The sequence below is a fragment of the Streptomyces sp. NPDC050548 genome (genome assembly GCF_044457385.1).
Lineage (GTDB): Bacteria > Actinomycetota > Actinomycetes > Streptomycetales > Streptomycetaceae > Streptomyces.
Window position 1 is genome coordinate 111,185 of record NZ_JBITGV010000007.1, and the last position, 25,187, is coordinate 136,371.

At 72.0% G+C, this 25,187-nt stretch carries 21 protein-coding genes; 10 read left to right on the forward strand and 11 right to left on the reverse strand.

Translation table 11 applies throughout. The features are described 5' to 3' along the window. Positions 1–3: 3 nt before the first annotated feature. A complete protein-coding gene (locus ACIBJH_RS20850) occupies positions 4–303 on the reverse strand; it encodes a hypothetical protein (RefSeq protein WP_399118303.1) in 300 nt (99 codons plus the stop codon). On the opposite strand from ACIBJH_RS20850, the gene ACIBJH_RS20855 reads away from it, so the two are divergent. Continuing rightward, positions 265–909 carry an SDR family NAD(P)-dependent oxidoreductase gene (locus tag ACIBJH_RS20855; protein ID WP_399118304.1) on the forward strand — a complete coding sequence of 215 codons (645 nt, stop codon included), beginning with the start codon at positions 265–267 and terminating at the stop codon, positions 907–909. The genes ACIBJH_RS20850 and ACIBJH_RS20855 overlap by 39 nt on opposite strands. Here the strand turns inward: ACIBJH_RS20855 and metG (ACIBJH_RS20860) are convergent. The 3 genes from metG (ACIBJH_RS20860) to ACIBJH_RS20870 form a co-directional block, all read right to left on the reverse strand. Further along, positions 906–2,483 (reverse strand): methionine--tRNA ligase, encoded by a 1,578-nt coding sequence (gene metG / locus ACIBJH_RS20860; protein WP_399118305.1) that lies wholly within the window; start codon positions 2,481–2,483, stop codon positions 906–908. The genes ACIBJH_RS20855 and metG (ACIBJH_RS20860) overlap by 4 nt on opposite strands. A gap of 4 nt (positions 2,484–2,487) precedes the next feature. After that, entirely contained in the window at positions 2,488–4,212 is a 1,725-nt protein-coding gene (metG, locus tag ACIBJH_RS20865; protein ID WP_399118306.1) for a methionine--tRNA ligase, read from the reverse strand. 134 nt (positions 4,213–4,346) lie between these two features. After that, a complete protein-coding gene (locus ACIBJH_RS20870; RefSeq protein WP_399118307.1) occupies positions 4,347–5,885 on the reverse strand; it encodes a VWA domain-containing protein in 1,539 nt (512 codons plus the stop codon). 214 nt (positions 5,886–6,099) lie between these two features. Between ACIBJH_RS20870 and ACIBJH_RS20875 the strand changes: the two genes are divergently transcribed. Further along, positions 6,100–6,633, forward strand: coding sequence for a hypothetical protein (locus tag ACIBJH_RS20875; protein ID WP_399118309.1), 534 nt, complete (start codon positions 6,100–6,102; stop codon positions 6,631–6,633). A gap of 55 nt (positions 6,634–6,688) precedes the next feature. Here the strand turns inward: ACIBJH_RS20875 and ACIBJH_RS20880 are convergent, their stop codons facing one another. From ACIBJH_RS20880 to ACIBJH_RS20890, 3 genes are all read right to left on the reverse strand, one after another. Then, positions 6,689–8,653 carry an FUSC family protein gene (locus tag ACIBJH_RS20880; RefSeq protein WP_399118311.1) on the reverse strand — a complete coding sequence of 655 codons (1,965 nt, stop codon included), beginning with the start codon at positions 8,651–8,653 and terminating at the stop codon, positions 6,689–6,691. 26 nt (positions 8,654–8,679) lie between these two features. Beyond that, positions 8,680–9,678: an endonuclease/exonuclease/phosphatase family protein gene (locus tag ACIBJH_RS20885; RefSeq protein ID WP_399118313.1), complete on the reverse strand. Its 999-nt coding sequence runs from the start codon at positions 9,676–9,678 to the stop codon at positions 8,680–8,682. A gap of 97 nt (positions 9,679–9,775) precedes the next feature. Then, complete coding sequence (locus ACIBJH_RS20890) at positions 9,776–10,714, reverse strand: hypothetical protein (protein WP_399118315.1); 939 nt, start codon at positions 10,712–10,714, stop codon at positions 9,776–9,778. A gap of 188 nt (positions 10,715–10,902) precedes the next feature. Between ACIBJH_RS20890 and ACIBJH_RS20895 the strand changes: the two genes are divergently transcribed. Then, positions 10,903–11,469 carry an SH3 domain-containing protein gene (locus ACIBJH_RS20895; RefSeq protein WP_399118316.1) on the forward strand — a complete coding sequence of 189 codons (567 nt, stop codon included), beginning with the start codon at positions 10,903–10,905 and terminating at the stop codon, positions 11,467–11,469. Between the two features lie 71 nt (positions 11,470–11,540). Here the strand turns inward: ACIBJH_RS20895 and ACIBJH_RS20900 are convergent, their stop codons facing one another. Next, positions 11,541–11,987, reverse strand: a complete 447-nt coding sequence (locus tag ACIBJH_RS20900; protein ID WP_399118317.1) for a hypothetical protein — start codon at positions 11,985–11,987, stop codon at positions 11,541–11,543. 103 nt (positions 11,988–12,090) lie between these two features. Here ACIBJH_RS20900 and ACIBJH_RS20905 point away from each other — a divergent pair, with 103 nt between their 5' ends. The 3 genes from ACIBJH_RS20905 (at position 12,091) to ACIBJH_RS20915 (ending at position 15,161) form a co-directional block, all read left to right on the forward strand. After that, positions 12,091–12,726 carry an NAD(P)-dependent oxidoreductase gene (locus ACIBJH_RS20905; protein WP_399118318.1) on the forward strand — a complete coding sequence of 212 codons (636 nt, stop codon included), beginning with the start codon at positions 12,091–12,093 and terminating at the stop codon, positions 12,724–12,726. 5 nt (positions 12,727–12,731) lie between these two features. Beyond that, entirely contained in the window at positions 12,732–13,910 is a 1,179-nt protein-coding gene (locus tag ACIBJH_RS20910; RefSeq protein ID WP_399118319.1) for a PP2C family protein-serine/threonine phosphatase, read from the forward strand. Between the two features lie 75 nt (positions 13,911–13,985). After that, complete coding sequence (locus ACIBJH_RS20915; RefSeq protein WP_399118320.1) at positions 13,986–15,161, forward strand: hypothetical protein; 1,176 nt, start codon at positions 13,986–13,988, stop codon at positions 15,159–15,161. A 2-nt stretch (positions 15,162–15,163) separates the two neighbouring features. Here ACIBJH_RS20915 and ACIBJH_RS20920 read toward each other — a convergent pair whose 3' ends face one another. Continuing rightward, positions 15,164–15,769 carry a TetR/AcrR family transcriptional regulator C-terminal domain-containing protein gene (locus ACIBJH_RS20920; protein WP_399118321.1) on the reverse strand — a complete coding sequence of 202 codons (606 nt, stop codon included), beginning with the start codon at positions 15,767–15,769 and terminating at the stop codon, positions 15,164–15,166. Positions 15,770–15,891: 122 nt separating this feature from the next. On the opposite strand from ACIBJH_RS20920, the gene ACIBJH_RS20925 reads away from it, so the two are divergent. Genes ACIBJH_RS20925 through ACIBJH_RS20935 form a run of 3 tightly spaced genes read left to right on the forward strand, consistent with a single transcriptional unit; the run spans position 15,892 to position 18,832 of the window. Continuing rightward, a complete protein-coding gene (locus ACIBJH_RS20925; RefSeq protein WP_399118322.1) occupies positions 15,892–16,839 on the forward strand; it encodes an alpha/beta hydrolase in 948 nt (315 codons plus the stop codon). Further along, the gene (locus ACIBJH_RS20930) at positions 16,829–18,379 is read left to right on the forward strand and encodes an FAD-dependent monooxygenase (RefSeq protein ID WP_399118324.1); all 1,551 of its coding nucleotides are present in this window, start codon (positions 16,829–16,831) and stop codon (positions 18,377–18,379) included. Before ACIBJH_RS20925 ends, ACIBJH_RS20930 begins: the two co-directional genes overlap by 11 nt. A 42-nt stretch (positions 18,380–18,421) precedes the next feature. Beyond that, positions 18,422–18,832 carry a RidA family protein gene (locus tag ACIBJH_RS20935; protein ID WP_399118326.1) on the forward strand — a complete coding sequence of 137 codons (411 nt, stop codon included), beginning with the start codon at positions 18,422–18,424 and terminating at the stop codon, positions 18,830–18,832. A gap of 13 nt (positions 18,833–18,845) precedes the next feature. Here ACIBJH_RS20935 and ACIBJH_RS20940 read toward each other — a convergent pair whose 3' ends face one another. Continuing rightward, positions 18,846–20,090 (reverse strand): amidohydrolase, encoded by a 1,245-nt coding sequence (locus ACIBJH_RS20940; RefSeq protein ID WP_399118327.1) that lies wholly within the window; start codon positions 20,088–20,090, stop codon positions 18,846–18,848. Positions 20,091–20,183: 93 nt separating this feature from the next. Continuing rightward, positions 20,184–21,110 (reverse strand): ribosome-inactivating family protein, encoded by a 927-nt coding sequence (locus tag ACIBJH_RS20945; protein ID WP_399118328.1) that lies wholly within the window; start codon positions 21,108–21,110, stop codon positions 20,184–20,186. Positions 21,111–21,343: 233 nt separating this feature from the next. Here ACIBJH_RS20945 and ACIBJH_RS20950 point away from each other — a divergent pair, with 233 nt between their 5' ends. Beyond that, positions 21,344–25,099, forward strand: coding sequence for a hypothetical protein (locus tag ACIBJH_RS20950; protein WP_399118329.1), 3,756 nt, complete (start codon positions 21,344–21,346; stop codon positions 25,097–25,099). Positions 25,100–25,187: the final 88 nt, after the last annotated feature.

Consider the following 25,187-nt stretch of genomic DNA (forward strand, 5'->3'; position numbering starts at 1 on the left):
CCGTCACCGAGCCCGCATGACCTCGCTGAGTTGACCCGGGGTCAATGGTGGCACCGCGATGGGACGCGCCGCACCAGCCCGCAGGCCGTCGAGGAAGAACGCCAGGCAGCGGCGCCAGGTGTCGGGCGCCGTGGCCATCGACTCACGGATCACCTGGGACATCGCCCAGACCAGGGTGACCAGGTCCTCCGGCTCGAAATCGGGGCGCAACTGCCCGCTGTCCCGGGCCCGTTCGATGATCCGCCCCGCGCGCCGGAAGCCGCGGTGACAGGCCTGCTCGACTCCCGCAGCGACGTCCGGCACGCCGGCTACGTCGTGTCCCTCGCCGCGGCGGGCGTCGAAGCCACGTCCTACGTCGCCGATGTGCGCGACGCCAAGCAGCTCGGCTCGGTTCTCGACGCCGTCATCGAGCGATACGGACGGATCGACCTCGCGTACTACGGGCCGGGCGCCCTCGACCTCGACGAGAGCCGCCCCACGCCGATCACCGAGACCGACTCCTTCGGCGTCCAGGAGGCGATGACCTGGATGTATCCGGCCGTCGACGTGGTGGGCAAGGTGCTGCCCGGCATGGTCGAACGGGGCGCCGGTGCCTTCGTGTTCGCGGGCGGGCTCAGTGCTGTGGTGCCGATGCCCACGCTCGGCGCGCTCGCCGTCTCGGCCGCCGCCCTGCGCAACTACGCCCTGACCCTCAACGCCGCGCTCGCCGGCACCGGCGTCTACGCCGGGAACCTGGTCATCGGCGGACTCATCGAGCGCGGTGACATCCACCAGCTGGTCACGTCGAACCCGGAGCAGTTCGGGAACGTCGGCGACCGCACCCTCGACCCGGACGAAATCGCCGACGGCGCCTGGGAGTTGGTGGCACGCCGGGACCGGGCCGAGGACACGTTCAGCGTGTTCGCCTAGGAGTCCGTACGGTCCTCAAGGCGCGGGAAGAGAACCGCGCCCTTCGTCACCGGGGAGCCGGGTGGAAGCGCACCCCAGGCCGAGGCATCCCGGACTCGCTGGTCACTCAGCGGGCCCAGGGATGTCGACGCGCCGAGCGATTCCCACAGCCGCTCCGACGTCTCCGGCATGACCGGTGCGAGGAGGATCGCGATCGCGCGGAGGGAGTCGGCCGCCGTATAGAGGATCGTCGCCAGGCGGTCGCGGGCCTCGGGGGAGTCGGACTTGGCGACCTTCCAGGGTTCCTGGTCGGTCAGATAGCCGTTGACCTGGCGGACGAAGTCGAAGACGGCCAGGATGCCGCCCTGGAAGTCGAGTTGGTCGCCGATACGGCGGTCCGCCTCCGAAGTCGCCGTGAGCAGAGCCGACTTGAGTGAGCGCTCGGCCTCGGTCTCCTCCCCCGGCGCGGGCAGCGCGCCCTCGAAGTACCGGGCTGTCATCGCGGTCACCCGGGACGCCAAGTTGCCGTAACCGTTGGCGAGTTCGCTGGTGTAGCGGGTGGTGAAGTCCTCCCAGGAGAAGGAGCCGTCCTGGCCGAAGGCGATCGCGCGCAGGAAGTACCAGCGGTAGGCGTCCACGCCGAAGTGCGCGGTCAGGGACTGCGGGCTGATGCCGGTCAGGTTCGACTTGGACATCTTCTCGCCGCCGACCAGCAGCCAGCCGTTGGCGGCGATCTTGCCCGGCAGCGGCAGGCCGTTGGCCATGAGCATCGCGGGCCAGATCACGGCGTGGAAGCGGAGGATGTCCTTGCCGACGAGATGGACGTCGGCCGGGAAGGTCGCCTCGAACTTCGCCGGGTTCTCGTTGTAGCCCACGGCGGTCGCGTAGTTGAGGAGCGCGTCGACCCAGACGTAGATGACATGTGACTCGTCCCAGGGGACCTTGACTCCCCAGTCGAAGGTCGAGCGGGAGATCGACAGGTCCTGGAGGCCCTGGCGGACGAAGTTCACGACCTCGTTGCGGGCCGAGGCGGGCTGGATGAAGTCCGGGTGGGCTTCGTAGTGGGCGAGGAGCCGGTCGCCGTACTCGCTCAGCTTGAAGAAGTAGTTCTCCTCCTTGAGGAGTTCCACCGGCCGCCGGTGGATGGCACACAACAGCGTGCCGTCCTCCGCCTCGATCAGCTCGCCCGGGAGCTTGTACTCCTCGCAGTACACGCAGTACGGGCCCTCGTAACCGCCCTTGTAGATCTCGCCCTTGTCGTGCAGGTCCTGCACGAACTCCTGGACGCGGTCCGTGTGCCGACGCTCCGTGGTGCGGATGAAGTCGTCGTGGGAGATGGCCAGATGAGCCCACAGCGGCTTCCAAGACTCCTCGACCAGACGGTCCGCCCACTCCTGCGGGGAGACGCCGTTCGCCTCCGCCGTGCGCAGGATCTTCTGGCCGTGCTCGTCCGTGCCGGTGAGGAACCAGACGTCCTCACCGCGCCGGCGGTGCCAGCGGGCGAGGACGTCGGCGGCGACGGTGGTGTAGGCGTGGCCGAGGTGCGGGGCGTCGTTGACGTAGTAGATGGGGGTGGTGACGTAGTAGTACGTCATCGGGTCACCCCTGGTCTCCGCCGAACCGCTCCTTGTACATCTCCAGGTCCTCCTCCGTGAGCTTCGCGAAGAGCACGGGGGGGACGGTGAAGGGGGTGCCGGCCGGGACGGTGGTCAGGGCGCGGGCCTCTTCGGCCGAGACCCAGGTCGCGGTGTCGTCCGGCAGGTCGAATGCCGCGCGCATGGCCGCCGAGGAGGACGGGATGAAGGGTTCCGAGACCACCGCGTAGAGGTGGATCAGGTTCATCGCCGTGCGCAGGGTGAGGGCCGCGGCCTCCGGGTCGGTCTTGATCTCCAGCCAGGGGGCCTTCTCCTCCAGGTAGGAGTTGCCCGCCGACCACAGGGCGCGCAGCGCGGCCGCGGCCTTGCGGAACTGGAGGGCCTCCATCTGGGTCTCGTACTCGGCCAGCAGACCGGCGATCTCCTCGCCGAGCTTCGCCTCCGCCGGGCCGGCCTCGGCGCCCGCCGGTACCTCGTCGCCGAAGCGCTTCTTCGAGAAGGACAGGACGCGGTTGACGAAGTTGCCGAGGGTGTCCGCCAGGTCTTTGTTCACCGTGGCGGTGAAGTGCTCCCAGGTGAAGGAGGAGTCGTCGGACTCGGGGGCGTTGGCGATCAGGAAGTAGCGCCAGTAGTCGGCCGGGAGGATGCTCAGGGCCTGGTCGGTGAAGACGCCCCGCTTCTGGGACGTGGAGAACTTCCCGCCGTAGTACGTCAGCCAGTTGAAGGCCTTGACGTAGTCGACCTTCTTCCACGGCTCGCGGATGCCGAGTTCGGTGGCCGGGAACATCACCGTGTGGAACGGGACGTTGTCCTTCGCCATGAACTCCGTGTAGCGGACGGGGTTCTCGCCCGCGTCCGACTCGTACCACCAGGACTTCCAGTCCCGGTTCTCCGGGTCCTGGTCCGACCACTCCTTCGTCGCGCCGATGTACTCGATCGGGGCGTCGAACCAGACGTAGAAGACCTTGCCCTCGGCCGCCAGCTCCGGCCAGGTGTCGGCGGGGACCGGGACGCCCCAGTCCAGGTCGCGGGTGATCGCGCGGTCGTGCAGGCCCTCGGTGAGCCACTTGCGGGCGATGGAGGAGGCGAGCTGCGGCCACTCCTCCTCGTGCGCCGCGACCCACTCCTCGACCTCGTGCTGGAGCTTCGACTGGAGGAGGAAGAGGTGCTTGGTCTCGCGCACCTCCAGGTCCGTCGAGCCGGAGATCGCCGAGCGCGGGTTGATCAGGTCGGTCGGGTCCAGGACGCGGGTGCAGTTCTCGCACTGGTCGCCGCGGGCCTTGTCGTAGCCGCAGTGGGGGCAGGTGCCCTCGACATAGCGGTCCGGGAGGAAACGGCCGTCCGTGGGCGAGTAGACCTGGCGGATCGCGCGCTCTTCGATGAAGCCGTTCTCGTTCAGGCGGCGGGCGAAGTGCTGGGTGATCTCGCGGTTCTGCGGGGAGGAGCTGCGGCCGAAGTAGTCGAAGGCCAGCGCGAAGCCGTCGTAGACCGCCTTCTGCGCGTCGTGCGCCTGCGCGCAGAACTCCGCCACCGGGATGCCCTGCTCCTTCGCGGCCAGCTCGGCCGGGGTGCCGTGTTCGTCCGTCGCGCAGATGTAGAGGACGTCGTGGCCGCGCTGACGGAGGTAACGGGAGTAGACGTCCGCCGGGAGCATGGACCCCACCATGTTGCCCAGGTGCTTGATCCCGTTGATGTACGGAAGGGCGCTGGTGATGAGGTGTCGAGCCATCGGGGGGCTGCTCCCAGGTCGGTGTGTTGCTGTTGTTGCGAACCTTGAAATCGTAGCCGACATGGGTGTGCCGCCCGCCTCCCGTTTTACGGGGTGGGAAGCGGGCGGCACGGGGTCCGGTGTACCGGGTGGGGCTACGGGCGCCAGTCGATCAGTACGCCGTCGTACAGCTCCGCGTCCGTCAGCTCCAGGGGGGTCGGGCCCGCGTGGAAGAAGGCCGTGTTGTCGGTCTTCAGCTTGCGGAGGTAGTCGAAGGCCTTGTTGTCGTGGTCGCCGAACGCGACGAACGAGAAGAAGATGGAGGCGTGCGACTTCGCGGCGTCCGTGAGGGACTGGGTCGCCGGGGTCTTCGCGTCCGGGGCGCCGTCCGTCTGGAAGACGACCAGGGCGGGGGTACCGGGGGTGGCGTTCGCGTCGTAGTGCGCGAGTACGGCTTCCACGGCGGCGTGGTAGCTGGTACGGCCCATGCGGCCGAGGCCGGCGTGGGCCTCGTCGACGGCGTTGTCGGGGGAGGCGGGGGTCAGGTCCGTGGTGCCGTCCACTTCGGTGGAGAAGAAGACGACGTGGACGGAGGGGGTGGGGTCCGGGTCCAGGTGGGTCGCGAGGGCGAGGGTCTGGTCGGCGAGGGCCTGGGCGGAACCGTCCTTGTAGTACGCGCGCATGCTCGCGGAGCGGTCGAGGACGAGGTAGGTCTTGGCTCGGGTACCGGTGAGGGTGGCCTTGGCGAGGGCTGCGGCGGCGGAGTCCGCGCCCACGGCCTCGGCTACGCCTTCGGCCTCGACAGTTTCCCCACCCGCACCGCCCGTGACGGATTCGTTGTCGGGTGCGGGTGGCCCCTGTGGGGCGGACTCGCCGTCGGCGGCTGCGGCGAGCGCGAGCGCGGGGACGGGCTCGGGGGTGGCCTCCGCGGCGGGCTCCGGCTCGGGCTCCGCCTCCGGCGCGACCTCCTCGGCGACCGGCTCAGCCGCGGGCGCGGCTTCCGCCTCCGCCGCCTCCGGCTCGGTTTCCGCTTCCGCTTCCGCGACCGGCTCGGGCTCCGGTTCCGGGGTGACCTCGGCGACCGGCTCGGCCTCGGGCTCGACGACCGGCTCGGCCTCGGGGGCGGCGGCTTCCGCGACGGGCTCGGCCTCGGGCTCGGGGTCCACGGCGGGCGCGGTTTCCGCGACGGGCTCGACGACCGGCTCGGTGTCTGCGGCGGGCGCGGTTTCCGCGACGGGCTCGACGACCGGCTCGGTGTCTGCGACGGGCTCGGCTTCCGCCTCGGGTGCGGTCTCCGTGACCGGCTCGACAACAGCCGCAGCCGCGGCCTCCGCGACCGGCTCCGTCTCAACCGGCGGCTCAACCTCGGCCTCCGCCCCGGTCGTCGCCGTACCCTCCGTCCCTTCCGTCGACGTCGCCGGCTTCGGGACCGTCACGTTGTCGAAGGCCAGGGCCACGAGTTCGTGTTCGTCGTCCTCCAGGGTGGAGGACGGGCGGGGTTCCGGGACCTGGGCGACTGCCGTGGGGGCCGGGGTGGTGAGGTCGGGTTCTGTGGACGGGGACGGGACCTTGGCGTCCGGTTCCCGGGGGGTCTGCTGTTCCTGCGAAGGAGTGCGTTCCGCGCTCTCTGCTTCCGCGGCACGCTCCTTGCGTGACCTGCCGAACGCATTCCGCAGGAGAGTGAGAATGCCCATGTGCGCAACCCTTCGCGTGAGTTGAAGCCGTCAATCCCTGGCCAGGACGGACACGTAAGGTTAGCGGCCTCGGACGGCGATCTTAGGCAGGGGCGACGCGCGTGGGACGCCTTCTGTCAACACCCCCTGTTTCGGCCACCACTTCGCTCACCCGTTCACCTGCCACTTCACCGGCCGACGGGCACTGTCAGTGGGTCCCTCTACCGTGCCTTCCATGACACACGTGACGCACCGCACGTACAGCACCCACTGGATACACGGCCCGCTGGCCGGTCCTGAGGATGTCAACGTCGTCTTCTTCCGGGGGATGTCGTTGGACGCGCTCACCCGAGGGCTTCTCTCCATACGGCACATCCCGCTCGCCTACGCCAAGGGTGCCGAAGGCGAATGGGGGCTGGTCATGCACGACATGTTCGGCTGGGACGAGGACGACCACGACCGCCCCGACTACCGGCCGTTGTGCCGCGACGGCGGTGAACTCGCCGTCTTCACCACGGAACCCTGCGTCGCCAAGGCGCACGGCCCCGACTTCGACTACTACCGCGCCGGGCGCTACGTCTGCGGGATCAGCTTCGAGAACCTGTCCGGCGGCGTCGGGGAACAGCCCGATCTGCTAACACCCGCCCTCACCGCGGCGCGGCTCATCGGGCCGCACGCGGAATACGAACGGGAGGACAGGGAGGAACGGACCGTCCAGGCGATCTCGGCCTTCTTCTCCCTCCCCGATCCCGACTTCTCCCTGATCTGACCTGACCTGACCTGATCTGACCGACCCCAACTTCCCTGACCGCAGCGCGGTGACCTCAGTGCGGTGAAGCGATCGCCCGTGCCGCCGCGACCTCCTGCCGCAGCGGCTCCAGCACGCTGCCCGCCGGCCCCGTCAGATCCGTACGGACCTCCACCAGCACCTCCGACTCGCGCACCCCCTCCGCCAACTCCCGCAGCTGGAGGGCCACTTGGGTCACCTCCGCCGAGGACGGCGGCGGTGCCCCGTGTTTCACCCGGACCCGCGCCGCCGTCGTCGCGTCGACGATGCGTTCCACGGCGACGACGAGGGGGAGCCAGCCGGCGGCGAGGCGGCCGGTGGGCGGCGGTTCGGTGAGGGCGCGTTGGAACTCCGTGCGGATGACGGACAGGTCGCGGTAGAGGCGGCGCCGCATCCGGGCACGGGCGGCCGGATCGATCTCCACGCCAGACGTGCCGGCCTGCGTTTCGAACGCCGACTCCACATACCCCGCCGTGTCCGCCACCGCCTCCGCCAACCGGTCCCCCACCCGCGTGTGCCAGCTCTCCGGCCAGAGGAGGTAGCCCGCGATCAGCGCGATCCCGCAGCCGATCAACGAGTCGACCAGGCGGGGCAGGAGCAGTGCCGTGCCCTGGTGGTTCAGGATGTCGGACAGGAGCAGGATCACCGGGGTGATCGCCATCGTCTGGTAGCCGTAGCCCCGGGGGGTCAGGGCGGGGATCAGGGGGGCCAGGACGAGCAGGACCAGTACGTCCCACCAGCCCCTCGGTACCGCCGACAGGACCGCCGCCGCGATCACCAGCCCGGCCACCGTGCCGAGCGCGCGCAGCAGCGCCCGGGAGAAGACCGAGCCGAAGTCGGGCTTCAGGACGAAGGTGATCGTCAGGGCGATCCAGTAGGAGCGGGGGACCGGGACCGTGGACACCAGGACCTGCGCGAGGCCGATGCAGAGGGCCAGGCGGAGGCCGTAGCGCCAGGAGCCGGAGGAGAGCAGGACGTTGCGGGCCGCTCTCGCCGCCCTGATGCGGAGGGCCGCCGGGCGGCCCAGGCGGTCGTCGATGCCCCGGGGGTCGACGTCGGGTGCGGTGACGACCTCGGCCGCGTGGCGCAGGGCGTGGTCGACCGCGCGGGTCGTCTCGCTGGTGGGGGCGGGGAGGTCGAGGCCTATCGGGCCGGTGTAGCCCGTTTCGACGGCGTGCGCGAGATTGCGGACCGCGTCGCGGATCTGCGGGGGGAGGGAGCGGCCCGACTGGTGGACCGCGGGGGCCGCCTCGACGACTGGTGTGATCGCGTTCAACTGGGCCAGCAGGCGGGTGAGTTCGGGGTTGCGGCCGTGGTGGCGGGCGCGCCGGGCGAGGACGAGGTCGTAGGACTGGTTGAGGGATTGGGTGACGGCCTGGCGGGCCGCGTCGTAGGCCGCCGTCGGGTCGTCGCCGCAGGTGGTGAGGAGGTCGGCGACGGTGCGGTAGGTGTTCGCGACCGCCGTCCGTTCCGGGACGCCGGAGCGCAACGGCCAGGCGAGGAGGGCGAGGAGCAGGACCAGGAGGCCGCCGCCGGACATCAGGACGGGGGCCAGCCACCAGGCGCCGGGGAGCGGAAGCCCGGCTCCGATCACCGAGTTGAGGAGCAGGAGCAGGCCCGATACGGAGGCCACCGCGCCGATCGTCGAGATCATCCCGGACGCGAGCGCGACGAGGGTCAGGGCGGTGACCGCGTACCAGCCGTGGCCGTAGACCGCCGCGCCGAGCGTGACGCCGAGCGCGCCGAAGAGCTGGGGGATCGCGATGTTGAGGATCCGCATGCGGTACGCGTCGGCGGTGTCGCCGATGACTCCGGAGAGGGCGCCCATGGAGGCGAGGGCGCCGTAGGCGGTGTGTCCGGTGGCGAGGCCGAGGGCGAGGGGGAGGGACATGGCGATGGCGGCGCGGGCGATCGCCGGGCGGTTGAGGGGGGCCTGCTGGGGTTGGAGGTTCCTCACCAGCCAGTCGGGGGGTGTGAGGCCGATGGGGAACTCGCGGGACATGCGCCCATTATGAGCAGCCCCCCGCGTTATTCGTGCTGGTGGAGTGCGATGTCCACCAGCAGCGCGCGGTGGTCGGTGTCGGCGAGGTCGAGGAAGCGGGCGCTGTTCGCGGAGAAGTCCGGGGAGAGCAGGACGTGGTCGATCTGGGTGCCGAAGGTGGGGAGCAGGCGCTCGGGCCAGCTGGCGGTGCGGGGGTGTCCGGCGAGGCGGGCCGCGTCGCGCAGGCCGGTGTCGAGGATGCGGCGGAACGCGGCATGGTCCTGGGAGGAGTTGAAGTCTCCGGCGAGGACGGTGGGGGTGGTGGGGTCGGCCGCGGCGAAGGTGCGCAGCCTGCCCAGTTCGCGGCGCCACAGGCCGACCTGGTTGGGCAACGGGGGCATGGGGTGGGCGAGTTGGAGGCGGACGGGATGGCCGTCGACGTCCGCCACCGCGCCGGGCATGCCCATCGTGCCGGTGACGCCCTTCGTGCCCTTGAGGGGGAAGCGGCTGATGATGATCGAGCCGTGCGAGCCGGCCGCCACCACGGCCTGCCGGTAGGGGAGTTGGGTGCCGAAGTCCCGCCGCAGGGTGGCCTGGCAGGTGTACTCGCACTCCTCCACGAACACCACGTCCGGCCGCTCCCGTCGGATCACCGGCACCAGGGAGCCGGTCCCCCGCCCGAACTCGACGTTCGAGGTCAGCACCCGGAGTTCGGCGATCGCGGGCCCGCCCGGCTCACCGCTCTTGCCGTACGGCTCGATGAACCAGGCCAGCGGTCCGAGCAGCGCCACTCCCCACACCAGTCCCACTCGCCAGCGGGAGAACAGGGCGAGGAGGAGTCCGAGGCCGGTGGGGGCCAGCAACCACGGGAAGAAGGCGAGGAGTTGGGGGACGGGGGTCACGGCGTCGGTGTCGGCCGTGCGGCAGCCGACGACCACGCTCACGGCCGTGAACAGCAGGCCCGCGCACCAGAACGTGAGATGGCGGCCCCGGTGGCGCTCCGGTACGAAGTCGGCGGCGGTCCACTCGGAGGTCGTGGTGCCCACGTGATGACCTTCCGCCGGTGGACGCAGATGCCCGAATCATCCCACGTGAGCTGTGAACTCCCCCGGGAATCAGGAATCAGCGGTCAGCGAGCAGCAGTCATGCCTGGGCCCGCGTCGCCTGCTGTGCCCGGTCCGCCGCGGTGGCCGCGGGCGTTCGCCGGCGTCGTACGAACTCCCGTGCCGGGCGGGCGTATCGGGTGAGCCAGGCCGTCGCGGCGACCGTGAGGCCGAGGCCGAGGAGCAGCCAGGCGACCGTGCGCAGGGTCGAGGTGAGGGCGTCGTAGATCGCGCCGCCCGCGGCCTGGGAGACCTCGGCGGGGAGGTCGGAGACCGTGAGCTGGCGGCCGATCGCGAGGGCCAGGCCGAGCAGGGCGCCGCCGAGGGCCGTGCCGAGCGCGGTCGCGGTGATCGCGCGGCGGCGGCGCACGGCGACGGCGATGCCGGTGACCGCGAAGCCGGCGGCGGTGACGGGGAGCCAGAAGCCGGCGACCTCAAGCACGTGGAACTCCTCCCGGAGCGGGCCCAGTTCACCGGCCGGGAGGACCGCGACCTCGGTGTGCTGGACGGGGATGCGATCCGCCAACGGCACGTGCTCGTGGGCGAGTCGATGCTTGACGTGAGCGGCGACCGGGGCGAGGTCGACGGTGACGGCGCCGCTGCCCTCCTCGTCGCGCAGGGCGTGCAGCACGGCGTCGTGGGTGGCTCGGTTGCTCTCGTCCCAGGCCAGTCGGAAGGCCTCGGTCTTGGTGAAGGAGCGCACCGCGTCGTGGACGAAGGGGGCCATCGTGCCGCGCATGCCGCCCACCGTGCCGCGCATGCCGTCCACATGGATGCCGCGCATGATGCCCGCGCCGACCGTGTCCGCGACGACGTCCCGTACGGCCGGGTCGGCGGCCAGTGGCGCCATCGCCGTGACGTAGCGGCCGGAGTCGGTCAGCCCGTACGCGGCCCAGGCCGCCAGCGCGCCGAAGGGCGTCAGGAAGCAGGAGAGGGCGACGAGTACGGCCGACAGGGCGCTCCGGAGTCGTGGGGGCACCTCCCCAGGACACGTGCGGGGCGTGCGGGGCGCGAGCCGGGTGCCGGTATTTGGCTGCATTCGGGTGCGATGTCAAGCCGAACGGGCGTCCTGGCCTCGGAACCCTTGGCGGAACTGGACGTTCCGCTCTCGGGTGGAGGGTTGACCCGAACGGGTGTTTCCTGGAACCGGGGAGAAGGAGGCCGAACATGCGCACCACTCCGGCCCTGCGGACTCTGGCCGCGGCCCTGCTCACCGGTGGCACACTCGCCGTCGCGGCGGCGGGCACCACGGCGGCGGCAGCACCGACCACGTACGCCGAAGGACATGGCGGTGGTGGCGGTGGCGGCAGTCCGATCTGGGGCACCATCGTCTCCCGCACGGATCTGAACGTGCGGCAGTCGCCCACCACGCACTCACCCGCCGTCGACACGCTCTCACCGGGCAGCCAGGACCGCGTCCAATGCGTGGTCAGGGGACAGAGCGTCAACGGGAATCCCGACTGGTACTGGCTCGTCGGCGCGCAGGGCTGGGCCAGCGCCGCGTTCGTCGACACCGGCGGCCAGTGGGTGCCGTCCTGCTCGGACCCGTGTCCGGGCTGGAAGGACGGCAGCGACAACGGCAACAGCTCGAACTGGAACAACGACCCCAACTGGAGCGACAACTCCAACGCGTGGAGCACCTCGGCCTCCGGCTCGTGGAGCGTCTCGGGCTCGTGGAGCTGGAGCGCGTCCGGGTCGTCGAGCGGCGGCGGCATCTGGAACTGGGCGCCGTAACAGCCGTAGGAAGGCGGGCAAGTCGTGGGCCCCGGCACCGAGTTGGTGCCGGGGCCCACAGCCGTGCGGGTTCAGCGGATGCGGTTGCCCTCCCCGTCCTCCCGCGTGTAGTAGCGGTAGAAGAACACCAGGAACACGCCCGCCGTGGTGGCGAGACCGATCGCCGCGGACCGCAGCACGCTCTCGCCGGTCTGGCTGTAGAGGAAGCCGATCGCGGCGCCCGCGAAGCCGGACTTCACCAGCGAGTGCAGTTCGCGCTTGAGCAGCGGGGCGAACCGGGCCACCGCCAGGCACAGCACGATGAACGCCAGCGCGGTCACGAAGCCGAACAGGATGTTCCAGCCGGTGATGGGACCGCCGCTGCGACGGTTGGCCGCCGCCCAGTAGCCGTAGACGAGCCCCAGGACGACCGGGATCGCGATCTTCGCCACGCGGTGGACGCGGGCGTCGAAGATGTCGGGCAGCCGGCTCGGGGCGGTGAATCCGCCGGAGCCGGGTGTGGGTGCCGCATGAGCCATGAGAGCACTCCTCTCTCTCGCCCCCGTCTACCAATGCACACCCCGGGGGAGGCGGTGGCAAGTCGGGGTGCGGGCACGGTTGCCCCATGTTTCGCTGGGGCGCATGAAGCTCGTACTCTTCGGCGCCACCGGCATGGTCGGCAGCCGGATCGCCACCGAGGCCTCGGCCCGCGGCCACCAGGTGCTGGCGGTCAGCCGCTCCGGCCAGTCGCCGGTCCCCGGGGTCACCGCGACGGCGGCCGACGCGACGGACCCGGCGCAGGTCGCGGACCTCGCGCGCGGCGCCGACGCCGTCGCCTCGGCCTGTGTACCGCCCCGCGACGGGAGCGACCCGCGCGGACCCTTCCTCGCTCTCAACGAGGGGCTCGTCGCGGGCGTCCGCGCGGCCGGTGTCGACCGGCTCCTGGTGGTCGGCGGCGCCGGCGGCCTGGAGGTCGCCCCCGGCCAGGCCCTCAGCGACCAGCCCGGCTTCCCCGAGGCCTACCTCCCCGAAGCCCTCGCCCACCGCGACGCGCTCGCCTACTACCGCACCCTCGACGACCCCGACTGGACCTACGTCTCCCCCGCCGCCGAGATCGCCCCCGGCAAACGCACCGGCCGGTTCCGCGTCGGCGGCGACGCGTTCATGACCGACGACCAGGGCCGCAGCTTCGTCAGCGCCGAGGACTACGCCGTCGCCTTCGTCGACGAACTCGAACAGCACGCCCACCCGCGCACCCGGATCTCGGTCGCGTACTGACGGCCGTGAGCGGCCGCGAACTCATACCGGTGCCCTCCGGCTCCGGCTCCGGCTCCGGCTCCGGTGACACCGACGCCCTACGGCGGCAGCAGCTGCTGCGCGTGCGCGGGCGCAGCGTCGCCTGGGTGCCGCCGCTGCTGGTGCTCGTCACGATCCTGCTGGTCGACTGGTACACCGGCGGCGAGTTCCGGACCGTCTCCTGGATCGTGCTCGTGCCCGGTATCGCCGCCGCGATCTGCGGGGTGTGGGGCACGGCCGTGTTCGCGGTGCTCGGCCTGGCCACCTACGTGCTCGCCGACCACGCCTGGCCGCGCCAGTACCAGACCGGCCTGCCCGACTTCATCCTCGTCGGCGTCGGCGGCGTCCTCGCCGTGCTGGCCTGCGCGGTCCGGGTCCGCGGCGAACGCCGCATGCTGCACATGCGGGACGTCGCCGAGACCACCCGCCGCACCCTGCTGCGCCCGCTGCCGCCCGGCTTCGGCGGCCTCGACCACGCGGCCGTCTACCTCGCCGCGGACGCCGTCGCCCGCGTCGGCGGCGACTTCTACGACATCCAGCCCGGCCTGCACGGCACCCGGGCCCTCGTCGGCGACGTCCAGGGCAAGGGCCTCGGCGCGGTGGAGGCGGCGGCCGCGCTGCTCGGCACGTTCCGCGAGGCCGGCTACCACGAGGCGGAACTCGGCACCGTCGCCGCCCGGCTCGACGTCCGGATGCTGCGCCACGGCCGGCATCTCGCCGCCCTCGGCCGCGAGGACGTCGACCGCTTCGCCACGGCCGTCCTGCTGAGCTTCCCCGCCGGCGACCCGGGCACCGTCGAGGTCGTCAACTTCGGGCACGAACCCCCGCTGGTGGTCGGCCCGTTCGGGGTACGGTCGCTGCCGCCCGGGCACGGACTCCCGCTGGGGCTGGGCGAGTTGGCCGGCCTGGAGGGACCGCCGCCGACCCTCCGCATCACCCTCGCCCCCGGCGAGACCCTCCTCATCGTCACCGACGGAGTCACCGAGGCCCGCGACGGCGCCGGTGTCTTCTACCCCCTCAAGGACGAGGTCACCGAGGGCGTCCACCTCGACCCGGGCACCGCCGACCCGCACCGCATGGTCGCCCACGTCCGCGACGGCACCCTGCGCCACTGCGGCGGCCGGCTCGCCGACGACACCACGATCTTCGCGGTACGGCGGTCCTGACATCCCCCTTTGCAGCAGCAGAGGTTACGGTGCTGCGGTACGCAAGTGATCGACGGTTCTATCGGGGGAGGGCACATGCCTGGAACGGTGTTGCTGCTCGCGGCCTCGCCGGTCGGCAAGGGACGGCTGGTGGACGCGGCTTCCGTCCTCCCGGTCCTCGCGGCCGTCGCCCCGCCCGTCCTCTCCGGCACGGAGACGGCCAACGTCGTCGAACTCGCCGACCCGTTGGAGCCGCAGGCGGTACTGACCCGGCTCCGCGCCGCCGCGACCGCCCCCGGGCCGCTGACGATGTTCATCACCGGGCAGCTCCAACTCGACCGCAAACAGCACCTTCCGCACCTGGCGCTGGCGCGGACGACTCCGTCGACGGTCCGCTATACGGCGTTCCCGTGGGCCTGGATCCGCGAGGAACTGCGCCTGCGCGCACCCGGCACGACAACCCTCCTCCTCGACCTCCACGCCGACGCGGAGACCTGGCAGTGGCTGCGGGCCCACCCGCTCGACTCGGGCCGCACACACGCCGTTCACGGTCGCATCGCACCGCCTCCGCCCCGGCGAGGGGTGGCTGTGCCGACGTACATGAAGGCAGTGGCCACGGTGTTGCGCAGCGGGTACCGCCCACCAGTGGAGGAGTTGCATCAGCTGGCGGTGGGCCGACTGGGCGCGGAAGCCTATGCGGACGTGCTGCTCGCCTCACCGGGGCTCGTCGGTGCGGGCGCCCCTGGGGGCTCCGCCCCCAGACCCCCGTCGGCCCTGAAGGGGCCTCGTCCTCAAACTCCCCCAGAGGGGGGACCCCCAGACGGGCTGGATGATGCCCACCGGAGTGAAAAGGACACCGATCCGCACGCCGCCATCACGGACGCCGTCCAAGCCGGTCGTCACCCCGCCGCCGACGCCCTCGCCGCCGAGCACGAGCAGGCCGCTGTGCGGGCGCACGGGCGGGGGTCGGAGCAGGCGTTGCACTGGACGGAGGTCCGGGCCGATCTGGCGATGTTGGCGGGGGATCCGGTGCGCAGTTGCCGGGCGTGGCTCGCGGTGGCGGCCGCGCGGCTGGCGGTGGGACAGGCGCCGGATGTGCCCGCCGTGGAGGCGGCGGTCGACCGCGCCCATCATCAGTGGGGGCAGATCCACGACCCCGTGACCGCCCGTGAACTCGGCCTGGCGCTGGCCGAGTTGAGAGGCCGGGTGCCGGGTCGCCGTGCCGGTGCCCTGGACCACGTACGGAAGCAGCTGCTCCAACTCCAGCCGTAGGGCTAGCCCTTGGCCAACTCCGCCCGTAGCGCCGTCATTTGCATGTCCAGCGCGAACTCGAAGCGCTCGTCGAAGGTGCCGGCGACGATGTGCGCGGAGGCTGCGCGCAGCGCCGGGAACGAGTCGTCGTCGAAGGCCAGGACCGGGTCGGCCGCGTCGGCGGACTGGGCCTGCTGCTCCTGGGTGATGCCCAGGATCAGATAGAACAGGGTCCAGTTGGCCCAGGCCGCCGTTCGGGGCGGGAAACCCGCGTCCAGGAGAGTCTGGATCATCGTGTCGGCCAGCCGGTATGTGTTGGTCTCCGTGGTCGAGAGGCCTGCGAGCAGGCGGGCCCCGTCTCGGTGGGCCAGGAGGGCTCCGCGGCACCAGCGGGCCAGGGCGCGGACGCGGTCGTCCCACCGCGGCGGGAGGGTGTCGACGTCCAGTCCCGCGAGGATGGCGTCCGACATGAGGACGAGCAGTCGCTGCTTGTTCTCCGCGTGCCACCGGACGGTGTTGTGCTGCACGCCCAGCCTGTCCGCGACGGCGCGCATGGTCACCTTGTCCAGGCCCTGCTCGTCGAGCACGTCGAGTGCCGCGTCGACGACCGCCGCACGGCTGATGCCCATGGTGCCTTCCCCTACGACTCCGTGACTTCTCTTGTCCGGTGGTCAATATACAAACGCGGACTCTGTTGTCCACTGGACAAGAGCGGGCTATTGTGCAGTGACCAAGAAGTGAGGAGTGGGTTGTGTTCCTGGATCCCGAGTTCCTTCCGGTCTACGAGGCGCTGCCGGAAATGGACGTGTTCGCCGATGTGCAGGGCGCCCGCGTGGCCCTCGCCGCGGCCAGCGGTGACGGCAAGTCGGACGGCGAGGTGAACGTCGAGGACCGTGAGATCCGAGTGGACGGGCGCGCGCTGAGCCTGCGGCTCTACACCCCCGTCACCCCCGCCTCCAGGAGCGCCGCTCCGCTCCCCGTGGCCGTCTGGATCCACGGCGGCGGGTTCGTCCTCGGCGGGCCCAACGCGGAGGACGCCACCTGTCGGCGGCTGGCCGCGGAGCTGGGGATCGCCGTAGTCGCCCCGGACTACCGGCTCGCGCCGGAGAACCGCTACCCCGCCGCGTTCGACGACTGCTACGCCGCGCTGCGCTGGGTCGCCGACGAGGCGGACGCCCTCGGAGTCGACGTAGCGAGGGTGGCGCTGGGCGGGCACTCCGCCGGGGCCGCGCTGGCGGCCGCCGTGGCCCTCGCCGCGCGCGACCGTCGAGGGCCGGGCATCCGGTACCTCTACCTCGGATACCCGGTCCTCGACGACCGTCTGGAGACCGGGTCGGCCCGGGCGATCACCGATCCGAAGCTGTTCAACCGCCAAGGGGCGGCGGCCGGTTGGGAGCTGTACCTCCAGGGGAGCGATCCGGAGGCCGGCTACGCCGTGCCGGGCCGGGCGAAGGACCTGGGGGACCTGCCGCCCACCTACATCCTGGTCGACGGGGCCGATCCGGTACGGGACGAGGCGCTGGAGTTCGCCGCCCGGCTGAGCGCGGCCGGCAACTCCGTCGAGCTTCACCTCGTGCCCGGCGTACCGCACATGTTCGACGTCCTGGCCCCCGACATCCGCGCGAGCCGACGGGCCGTGGCGGCCTGGACGACCGCGTTCGCCCACGGCATCGGAGCGACCAGCGACCATGACCAATAACCAAACCAATAACCAAACCAATAACCAAACCAATAACCAAACCAACAACCAACAGGTCGTCATCGCCGGAGCAGGCCCGGTCGGACTCTGGCTGGCCGCGGAGCTGCGGCTCGCCGGCATCACGGTCACCGTCCTGGAGCCGCGCCTGGAACGCGATCCGAACTCCAAGGCGCTCACCGTCCACCCCCGCACCGTCGAGCTGCTGGCCTCCCGCGGGCTGGAGAAGCCCTTCCTCGAAGAGGGCCTGCACATCCCCAGCGGGCACTTCGCGGTCCTCGACAGCCGGCTCGACTTCGGCCTGCTGGAGACCGACTTCCCCTTCACCCTGGCGCTGCTGCAGAGCCGTACCGAGGAACTGTTCGAGATCCAGGCCACGGCGGCCGGCGCGGACATCCGGCGCGGCCATCGCGTCACCGGTCTGACCGAGACCGCCGACTCGGTCACCGTGCACATCGAGGGCCCCGACGGCCCGTACGACGAGGAAGCGCTCTACGTGGCCGGCTGCGACGGCACCCGCAGCACGGTCCGTACGAGTGCCGGAATCCCTTACCCGGGCGAGGACTTCACCGTGCTGGGCTTCCTCGGCGACGTCGTCCTGGACGAGCCTCCGCCCGGCGTGGCGTTCAGTAAGACCGGTATCGACGGCATCGTCATGATCGTCCAGCTGCCGGGCGGCCTGCACCGCGTCGTGGGTGGTGTGCCCGCGGACGTCCGCACCGACTGGCCCGGCGACCTCACCCTGGAGGAACTGCGGGCGAACGTCCGGCAGGTCACGGGCACCGACTTCGGCATGCACTCGCCGGCCTGGCTGTCCCGCTACGGCAACACCAGCCGCCAGGCGGAGCGTTACGTCAAGGGCCGGGTGGTCCTCGCCGGCGACGCCGCCCACCAGCACATGCCCGCGGGCGGGGTGGGGCTCAACGTCGGCGTCCAGGACGCCACCAACCTCGGCTGGAAACTCGCGGCCACCATCCAGGGCCGGGCACCGGCCGGTCTGCTCGACACGTACCACGACGAGCGCCACCCGGTCGGCGCCGACCTGCTGGAGCACACCAGCGCCCAGACGGCCCTGATCTCCGCGTTCAGCACCGACGGCCAACGCCTGCGTTCGCTGCTCACCAAACTCGTGAACGAGCAGCCGTCGCTGAACCGGACCCTGGCCGAGCGCCTGTCCGGCCTGCACGTTACCTACGACGCCCCGACCGCCGACGCGCATCCGCTCACCGGACGCAGGGCGCCCAACCTCACCTTCACCGACGGCGGCGACACCGTGTTCGCCCTGCTCCGCACCGGCCGTCACGTCCTGCTCGACCTGCGCGGCGACTGGGGAACGCCCCTGGCCGCCGCCGAGGACGGCCCCCTGGTCACCCGCACCGGCACGCTCACCCGGGAACACACGCCCTGGGCGTATGTCACCGCCGCGCTGATCCGCCCCGACGGACATGTGGCCTGGGCGACCGAGGAGGACGACCCCGCACAGCTCGCGACCGTCACCCGCGAGGCCCTCGACCGGGCCGGCCTCACCGCGGCCGACCGCTGACCCCCTCAACTCACCCTCTCCACAACGCCCTTGGGAGTACACATGTCCGCGGAAATGATCAACCCCCCGACCCTCGCCCCGCCCGTCATGAACCTCTACACGCAGGTCGTCGCCGCGACCGGCACCCGGTTCGTGGCCATCGCCGGCCAGGTCGCCATCGACGCCGAAGGGCGACTCGTCGGCCCCGGCGACTTCGAGGCCCAGGCCGAACAGGTCTTCCGCAACCTGAGGGCCGCGCTCGAAGCGGCCGGCGCCACCCCGGCGGACCTGGTCAAGATGACGATCCACGTCGTGGGCCACCGCCCCGAGATGATCGACACGGTCTTCACGGCCGGCAGCAGGGCCTTCGACGGCGAGTGGCCGCTGCCGGCCAGCACATACCTCGGCGTCGAGGCGCTCGGCCTGCCGGAGTGGCTCATCGAGGTCGACGGCTACGCGGTCGTCGCCGCCTGACGCGGACCCGCGTCTAGTTCACCGTCAGGATCTCCAACGCGCCCGACACCAGGGTCCGTACCCCCGGCACGACCGTCACCAGATCGGGCGCGAAGTTCGGGCTGTGGTTGCTCGGCACGGCGTGGAACTTCTCCATCAGGTCGGTGCCCGGGGCCGCGTCCCAGGTGGCCGCCGGGGTGCTCGTCACGAACCAGTAGGAGTACGGCACCCCGTCCGGGACGAGGTGGGGGAAGTCCTCGCTGCCCGTGGCCGGGCCGGGGTCGAAGACCGTGCCCGCGCCGAGGACCTCGGTGTGGACCGCAGCGATCCGGCGGTCGGTGTCCGCGTCGTTGACCATCGTGGGCAGGCTGGTCCCGATGGTCACCTCGGGCTCGCGCGGGCAGCCCGCCGCGATGCACTCGCCGGAGGCGATTCGGCGGATCGCGGCGATCATCCGGTCCCGTACGTCGGCGGACTGGGTGCGCAGGTTGAGGGAGATCCGGGCGGTGGTCGGGATGATGTTGTGCCGGGTGCCGGCCTCGATGCGGCCCACGGTCAGGACGGCGGAGTCGCGGGCCGCGATCTCGCGGGAGACGACCGTCTGGAGCCGGGTGACGAGGTAGGCGGCCGTGACCACCGGGTCGACCGTCGACTCGGGACGGGAGCCGTGGCCGCCGAGTCCGTGGATCACGATGTCGATGTCCGTGGAGGCCGACATGATCAGGCCGGGCACGTGCGGGTAGAACCCGGCGGGGCCCGGTGCCGCGTGCTGGGCGAGCGCCGCGTCCGGACGCGGGACGCGCTCGTACAGACCGTCGGCGACCATCGCCGCCGCGCCCCCGCCCGTCTCCTCGGCGGGCTGCCCCACCAGCACCAGCGTCCCCGACCAGGTGTCCCGCCCGGCGGCCAGCGCCTCGGCGGCGCCCGTCAGCCAGGTCACGTGCAGGTCGTGCCCGCAGGCGTGCATCGCGCCGTCCACGGTCGAGGCGTACGGCAGTCCCGTCTCCTCCTGCACCGGCAGCGCGTCCATGTCGGCGCGCAGCAGCACGGTCGGTCCCTCGCCGTTGCGCAGCACCGCGGCGACACCGGTGCCGCCGATGCCCTCGACGGTGTCGTAGCCCGCCTTGGTGAGGCGTTCGGCGAGCTTGGCGGCGGTGCGGTGCTCGCGGCCGGACAGCTCCGGGTGGCGGTGCAGGTCCCGGTAGAAGTCCTCCAGGTCGGGGACCGGGAGGTCGGCGGTGAGGTCCAGTGCGGTGCGCGCGGCGGGGGAAAGAGTCACGGGGGCAGCGTATGCGGGTCGTATGTGCGTGCGGGAGCCCCGGCGGGACAGGGGGGATGTCCCGCCGGGGCGGCAATGGGCGGGCGCCGTCGGCTACTTGGTGCCCATCTTGATCGCCAGGCGCAGGATGTTCGCGATCGCCTGGAGGGTGTCGAAGTGGTAGCGGCCGATGTTGGGCGTCGGCCGGGTCTGGGGGTTGTTCAGCCGGTTCTGGAGGTTGTTGCCGAGGGTCTGCCAGTTGTGGATCAGGCCGTCGTCGTCCTGGTCGAACTGGTAGCCCGTGTTCGGCGCGAGGGCGGCCTCGATCCGGTCGGAGATCGCGTTGAAACGGGCGCCCTCGGAGATCGCCTCGACGTAGAACATGAGCGCGCCGGCCCGCTGGGCGCCGGTGGAGTTCGCGGCGGCCAGGACGCCCTGGTTGTACGACATCCACGAGTAGGAGAACCGGGGGCTGCGCACGGTCTGGTGGGCGTACGCCGACATGGAGGCGTAGCTGCCGCCGAACGGGAGCCGCAGGGCGCGGGGCGGGTTCGTGGAGGAGCCGGCGCCGGGCCAGTGGCTCATCGTCGCGTCGTTGAAGTAGTAGTACGTGCTGGTGCCGGGGACCAGGTAGCCCTGGACGTAGAGGTCGTGGGCGCGGACCAGGACGCGGATCTGCGGGTGGTCGTCGCTGGTGATGTTGACCGTGAAGTAGTTGTTCTGCTCGTCGTGGGTGACCTGCTGCCTGCTGCTGCCGGTGTGCTCGGTGCTGACCGTGGTCCAGGTGGTCGCCGCGCGGTTGCCGTACAGGACACCGCTCTCGGCCCCGGCCCGGACCTCGTCGATCATGCCCCGGTAGGCGGGCTTGCCGTCGTTGAGGTGCCAGTTGACGTCGTCGTTCTGGTCGACGGCGTGCGCCTTCGCCGCGCCGAAGGGGGCGAGCAGGCTCAGCAGCAGCGCGATCAGGAGGGTGCCGGCGGCGGCCAGCGGGGTGCGGGCGCGACCGCTCGGGGGTCGTAGGACGAGGGTGGGACTGTTCACGGTCGGGCTCCAGTCGTTCGGTGTGGGGGATGCCACGACCGACGATCGCGACCGGAATGTTGATTCGCACGCCCCTCTGACCAGGTCAATCAATTCCGGATCGGGCGGGAGAGCCGTCGATACGGCGGTGGGTGTCACCCAGCCGTCACCCGGCGGCAACCCGGCCGTTTCCTGACCATCCGTATGGTCATCGCTCCGGATGTCGCTTTCGTCAGGTGCATGGAGGTACGCGCATGGGTCGTCCCGAGCGGCCGGTCGACCCCGGGGCCGGTGCCGTGCAGGGGCTCGCGCACGCGCTGCGGGAACTGCGCCGCGCCGCGGGCGGACCCTCGTACCGGACGATGGCGAAGGCGGCGGGCTTCGCGGCGACCACGCTCTCCCAGGCCGCGGCCGGCGAACGGCTGCCGAGACTCGCGGTCGTGGAGGGATACGTACGGGCCTGCGGCGGCGACCCGGCCGAGTGGGGGCCGCGCTGGAAGGCGGCCGAGGCAGAGGCGGCGGCCGAGGCGAGCCGGGTCCGGGCGGCGGAACCCGAGGACGTCGGCGGCCCGGTGCCGTATCGCGGGCTCGCCCGGTTCGAACCGGGCGACCGGCATCTCTTCTTCGGCCGGGACCGGGTGGTCGACGAGGTCAACGCGCTGGTCTGCGACCACCGGTTCGCAGTGCTGTTCGGCCCCTCGGGCAGCGGCAAGTCGTCCCTGCTGCGGGCCGGACTGATCCCGCGCCTGCGGGAGGAACTGGCCACCCGAGGCCACCCGGCGACCCTGCGCGTCCTCACCCCCGGCCCGACCCCGGCCACCACCTACGGCCATCTCCTCACCCCCGCCCCCGGGGAGCCGGCGAGCTGGGTGGTGGTGGACCAGTTCGAGGAGATCTTCACGCTCTGCCAGGACGCGCGGGAACGATCCCGCTTCCTGGACCTCCTCCTCGCGTCCCGCACCCCGGACACCCGCCTGCGGGTGCTGATCTCCGTCCGCGCCGACTTCTACGCCCGCTGCGCCGAACACCGCGAACTGGCCGACGCCCTTCGAGGGGCCGCGCTGCTGCTCGGCCCGATGACGGCGGAGGAGTTGCGGGAGGCGGTGGTGGGCCCGGCCCAGGCGGTGGGCTGCCTGGTCGAACGGACCCTGACCGCCCGCCTGGTGGAGGAGGTCCTGGACGAACCCGGCGGCCTGCCGATGCTCTCCCACGTCCTCCTGGAGACCTGGCGCCGCCGCAGGGGCCGCATGCTCACCCTCGCCGGCTACGAGGCCGCCGGCGGAGTACGCGGCGCGATCGCGGCGACGGCGGAGGAGGTGTACGGCGCCCTGTCCCCCGACGAGGCCCGCACCGCCCGCCACCTCCTCCTGCGCATGGTCGTCCCGGGCCAGGGCACCCCCGACACCCGCCGCCCCCTGACCCGCCCCGAACTGGCGGACTGGGACGCCCCCGAGGTGTCGGTGGTGTTGGAACGCCTGACCCGAGCCCGCCTCCTCACCGCCGACGAGGACGCCGTCCACCTCGCCCACGAGGCCCTCATCACCTGCTGGCCCCGCCTCCACACCTGGATCGAACGGGACCGCGAACGCCTCCGCCACCACCGCATGCTGACGGAAGCGGCCCGCACATGGCTGGAGCACGACCGGGATCCGGGGGCGCTGTATCGGGGGACGCGGTTGGCGCGGGCGGAGGAGTTGTTCGGCGAGGACGAGGGCGCCGCGGGTTCTGCGGACGGGTCCGACCTCGCCCTCACCACCCCCGAACGAGCCTTCCTGACCGCCGCCCTCGACGCCCGCGCCGCCGAACACCGGGCCGCCGTCCGGATCAGCCGCAGGTACCGCGTGCTGGCCGTGTCGCTGTCCGTCGTGCTCGTGGTCGCGGTGCTGTCGGCCTTCGCCGTCGTCCATGAGCGGGACGACAACCTGCGGCGGCGTACGCAGAGTGCCGCCCGGCGGGTCGCCGACGTCGCCGACGGGTTGCGTTCCACCGACCCGCGCACCGCGCAGCAACTCGGCGTCGCCGCCTGGCGGACGGCCCGGCTGCCCGAGACGCGGCGGGCCCTGCTCGGTTCGCTCGCGCAGGTGGAGACGGACACCTTCACCGACCCCGCGCCCGGCCAGGACACCCTGCGGCGGCTCACCGACGACGGCCGTACCCTGCTCAGCGCCAACGGCCGTACCTGGCGCACCTGGGACGTGACCGCCCATCGCGCCACCGGCTCGGGCCGCGTGCCCGCCGGCACGGTGACCGAGGCCGGCCCGTCCGCGCAGGTCCTCGGGGTCACCGACGGGGACGGCACGCTGCGGCTGTGGAACGCGGTCACCCACCGCTGGTCCGGGCCGCGACTGCACGATGTCGGCGACGCCCGCTTCACGGCCGACGGCCGCTCCCTCCTCACCACCGAGGGCGACCGCGTGCGCTTGCGCTCGGCGGCCGACGGCCGGGTGCTGTTCGAGGCGCGGGCACCGGGCGCGGTTCTCACCGCGGTGAGCGCGGACGGTCGTACGGCCGCGGTCTGTTCGGCGACGGGTGGCGTACACGTATGGAACACGGCCAAGTCACGCCCGCTGCACGGCACTTGGCGTCAGGGCCCGGGCATCTGCGATACCGACAACCCTGTCCTCGCCCTCTCCGGAGACCGGCTCGCCGTCGCCACCGGCACCGGACTCCGCGTCTGGGACACGACGACGGGCCGCTCGGTCGCCGACCTCCAGGACACCGGGACGCGGTACGCCTCCTTCAGCCCGGACGGCACCTTCGTGGCGACGGCCGACGGCTCGGAACTGCGCGTCTGGCGGCTCTCGGCCCCCGGCGCCCCCGTCCTCCGCCACGCCCTCGACAACCAGCGCCTCTACGGCGGTCTCGCCTGGGACCGCGACGGCCGCACCCTGCGTTATCTGGAGAGCGGCACCGTCCACACCCTCGGCCTGGGCCGCGCAGTCACCCACGCCTGGCGCGACACCGCCCTGGACGACGTCCGTTTCAGTCCGGACGGCCGCACCTACGCCACCACCCAGCGCACCGGCGGCCACTACCTCTTCCGCCTCTACGACACCTCCGACGGCCGTGTCCTGCACACCTTCCCGCCGGTCCCCGTCCCCGTCTCCACGGACCCCGCGCTCCCGACCGTGCCCGCCGAGACCCTCCCCCTGATGGCCTTCGGCCCGGACGGCACCCGGTTCGCGTACGGGGTCTCGGCGCCGGGCCGGGACGCGGTGGCGCAGCGGTTCGGGGTGTGGGACGTGACGCGCGCGAGGTCCGTGGCCTCGCCGGACCTGCCCGGCGCGGCGGTCGTCTCCCTCGCCCTCGGCCCGGACCCCGGCCACACCCTCCACGTGGCCCGTACCTCGTCCACCGGTCAACTCACCGACGAGACCTGGGACTTCACGCGCGGACGCCGCACGTCCGTCCTGACCGGCGTGACCGGCTCCCACCTCACCGTCCGCCCGGACGGCGGGCTGCTGGTCGGCGAGGGGCGGATCGCCCGGCTGCCCTCGGGCCGTTCCACCGGCGCCGACCTCGTGCAGGGCGACGAGATCGGCGCCCTCGCCTTCACCGCCGACGGCTCCGCGCTGGCGGTCGGCGACCAGACGGGCCGGGTCCACCTGTGGGACGGAGCGGTCCGCCACCGTACCGGCATCCTCCGCAACGTCTTCCCCGCCTCCGTCGGCACCGCCCCGGAGGGCGTCTCGGCCGTCGCCTTCAGCCCCGACGGCCGCACACTCGCGGTCGCCGGTGACGCGGGCAGCCTCCAGCTCTGGGACGTGGGCACCCAACAGCCGCTCAGCAGCGGCCCGTTGACGACCCCCGGCGAGGCCATCACGTCCCTCGCCTTCAGCCGGGACGGCGGCACGGTGTTCGCGGGCAGCGCGCACGTCCCGCTCCAGCGGTACACCGTCGACCCGGAGCGGGCACGGGCCGAGGTCTGCGCGAGGACGGGGAACGCGGAGCTGACCCGGGCCCAGTGGCGGACGTACGTGCCGGACGCCCCGTACCGCCGTATCTGCTGAGGTCACCCGTACGGCGCAGCCCACGCGGCCACGCTTCCTTCGCGCTGCTCCACTTGATGCTGACAGGGGGCTGGTAGTACCCACCGAA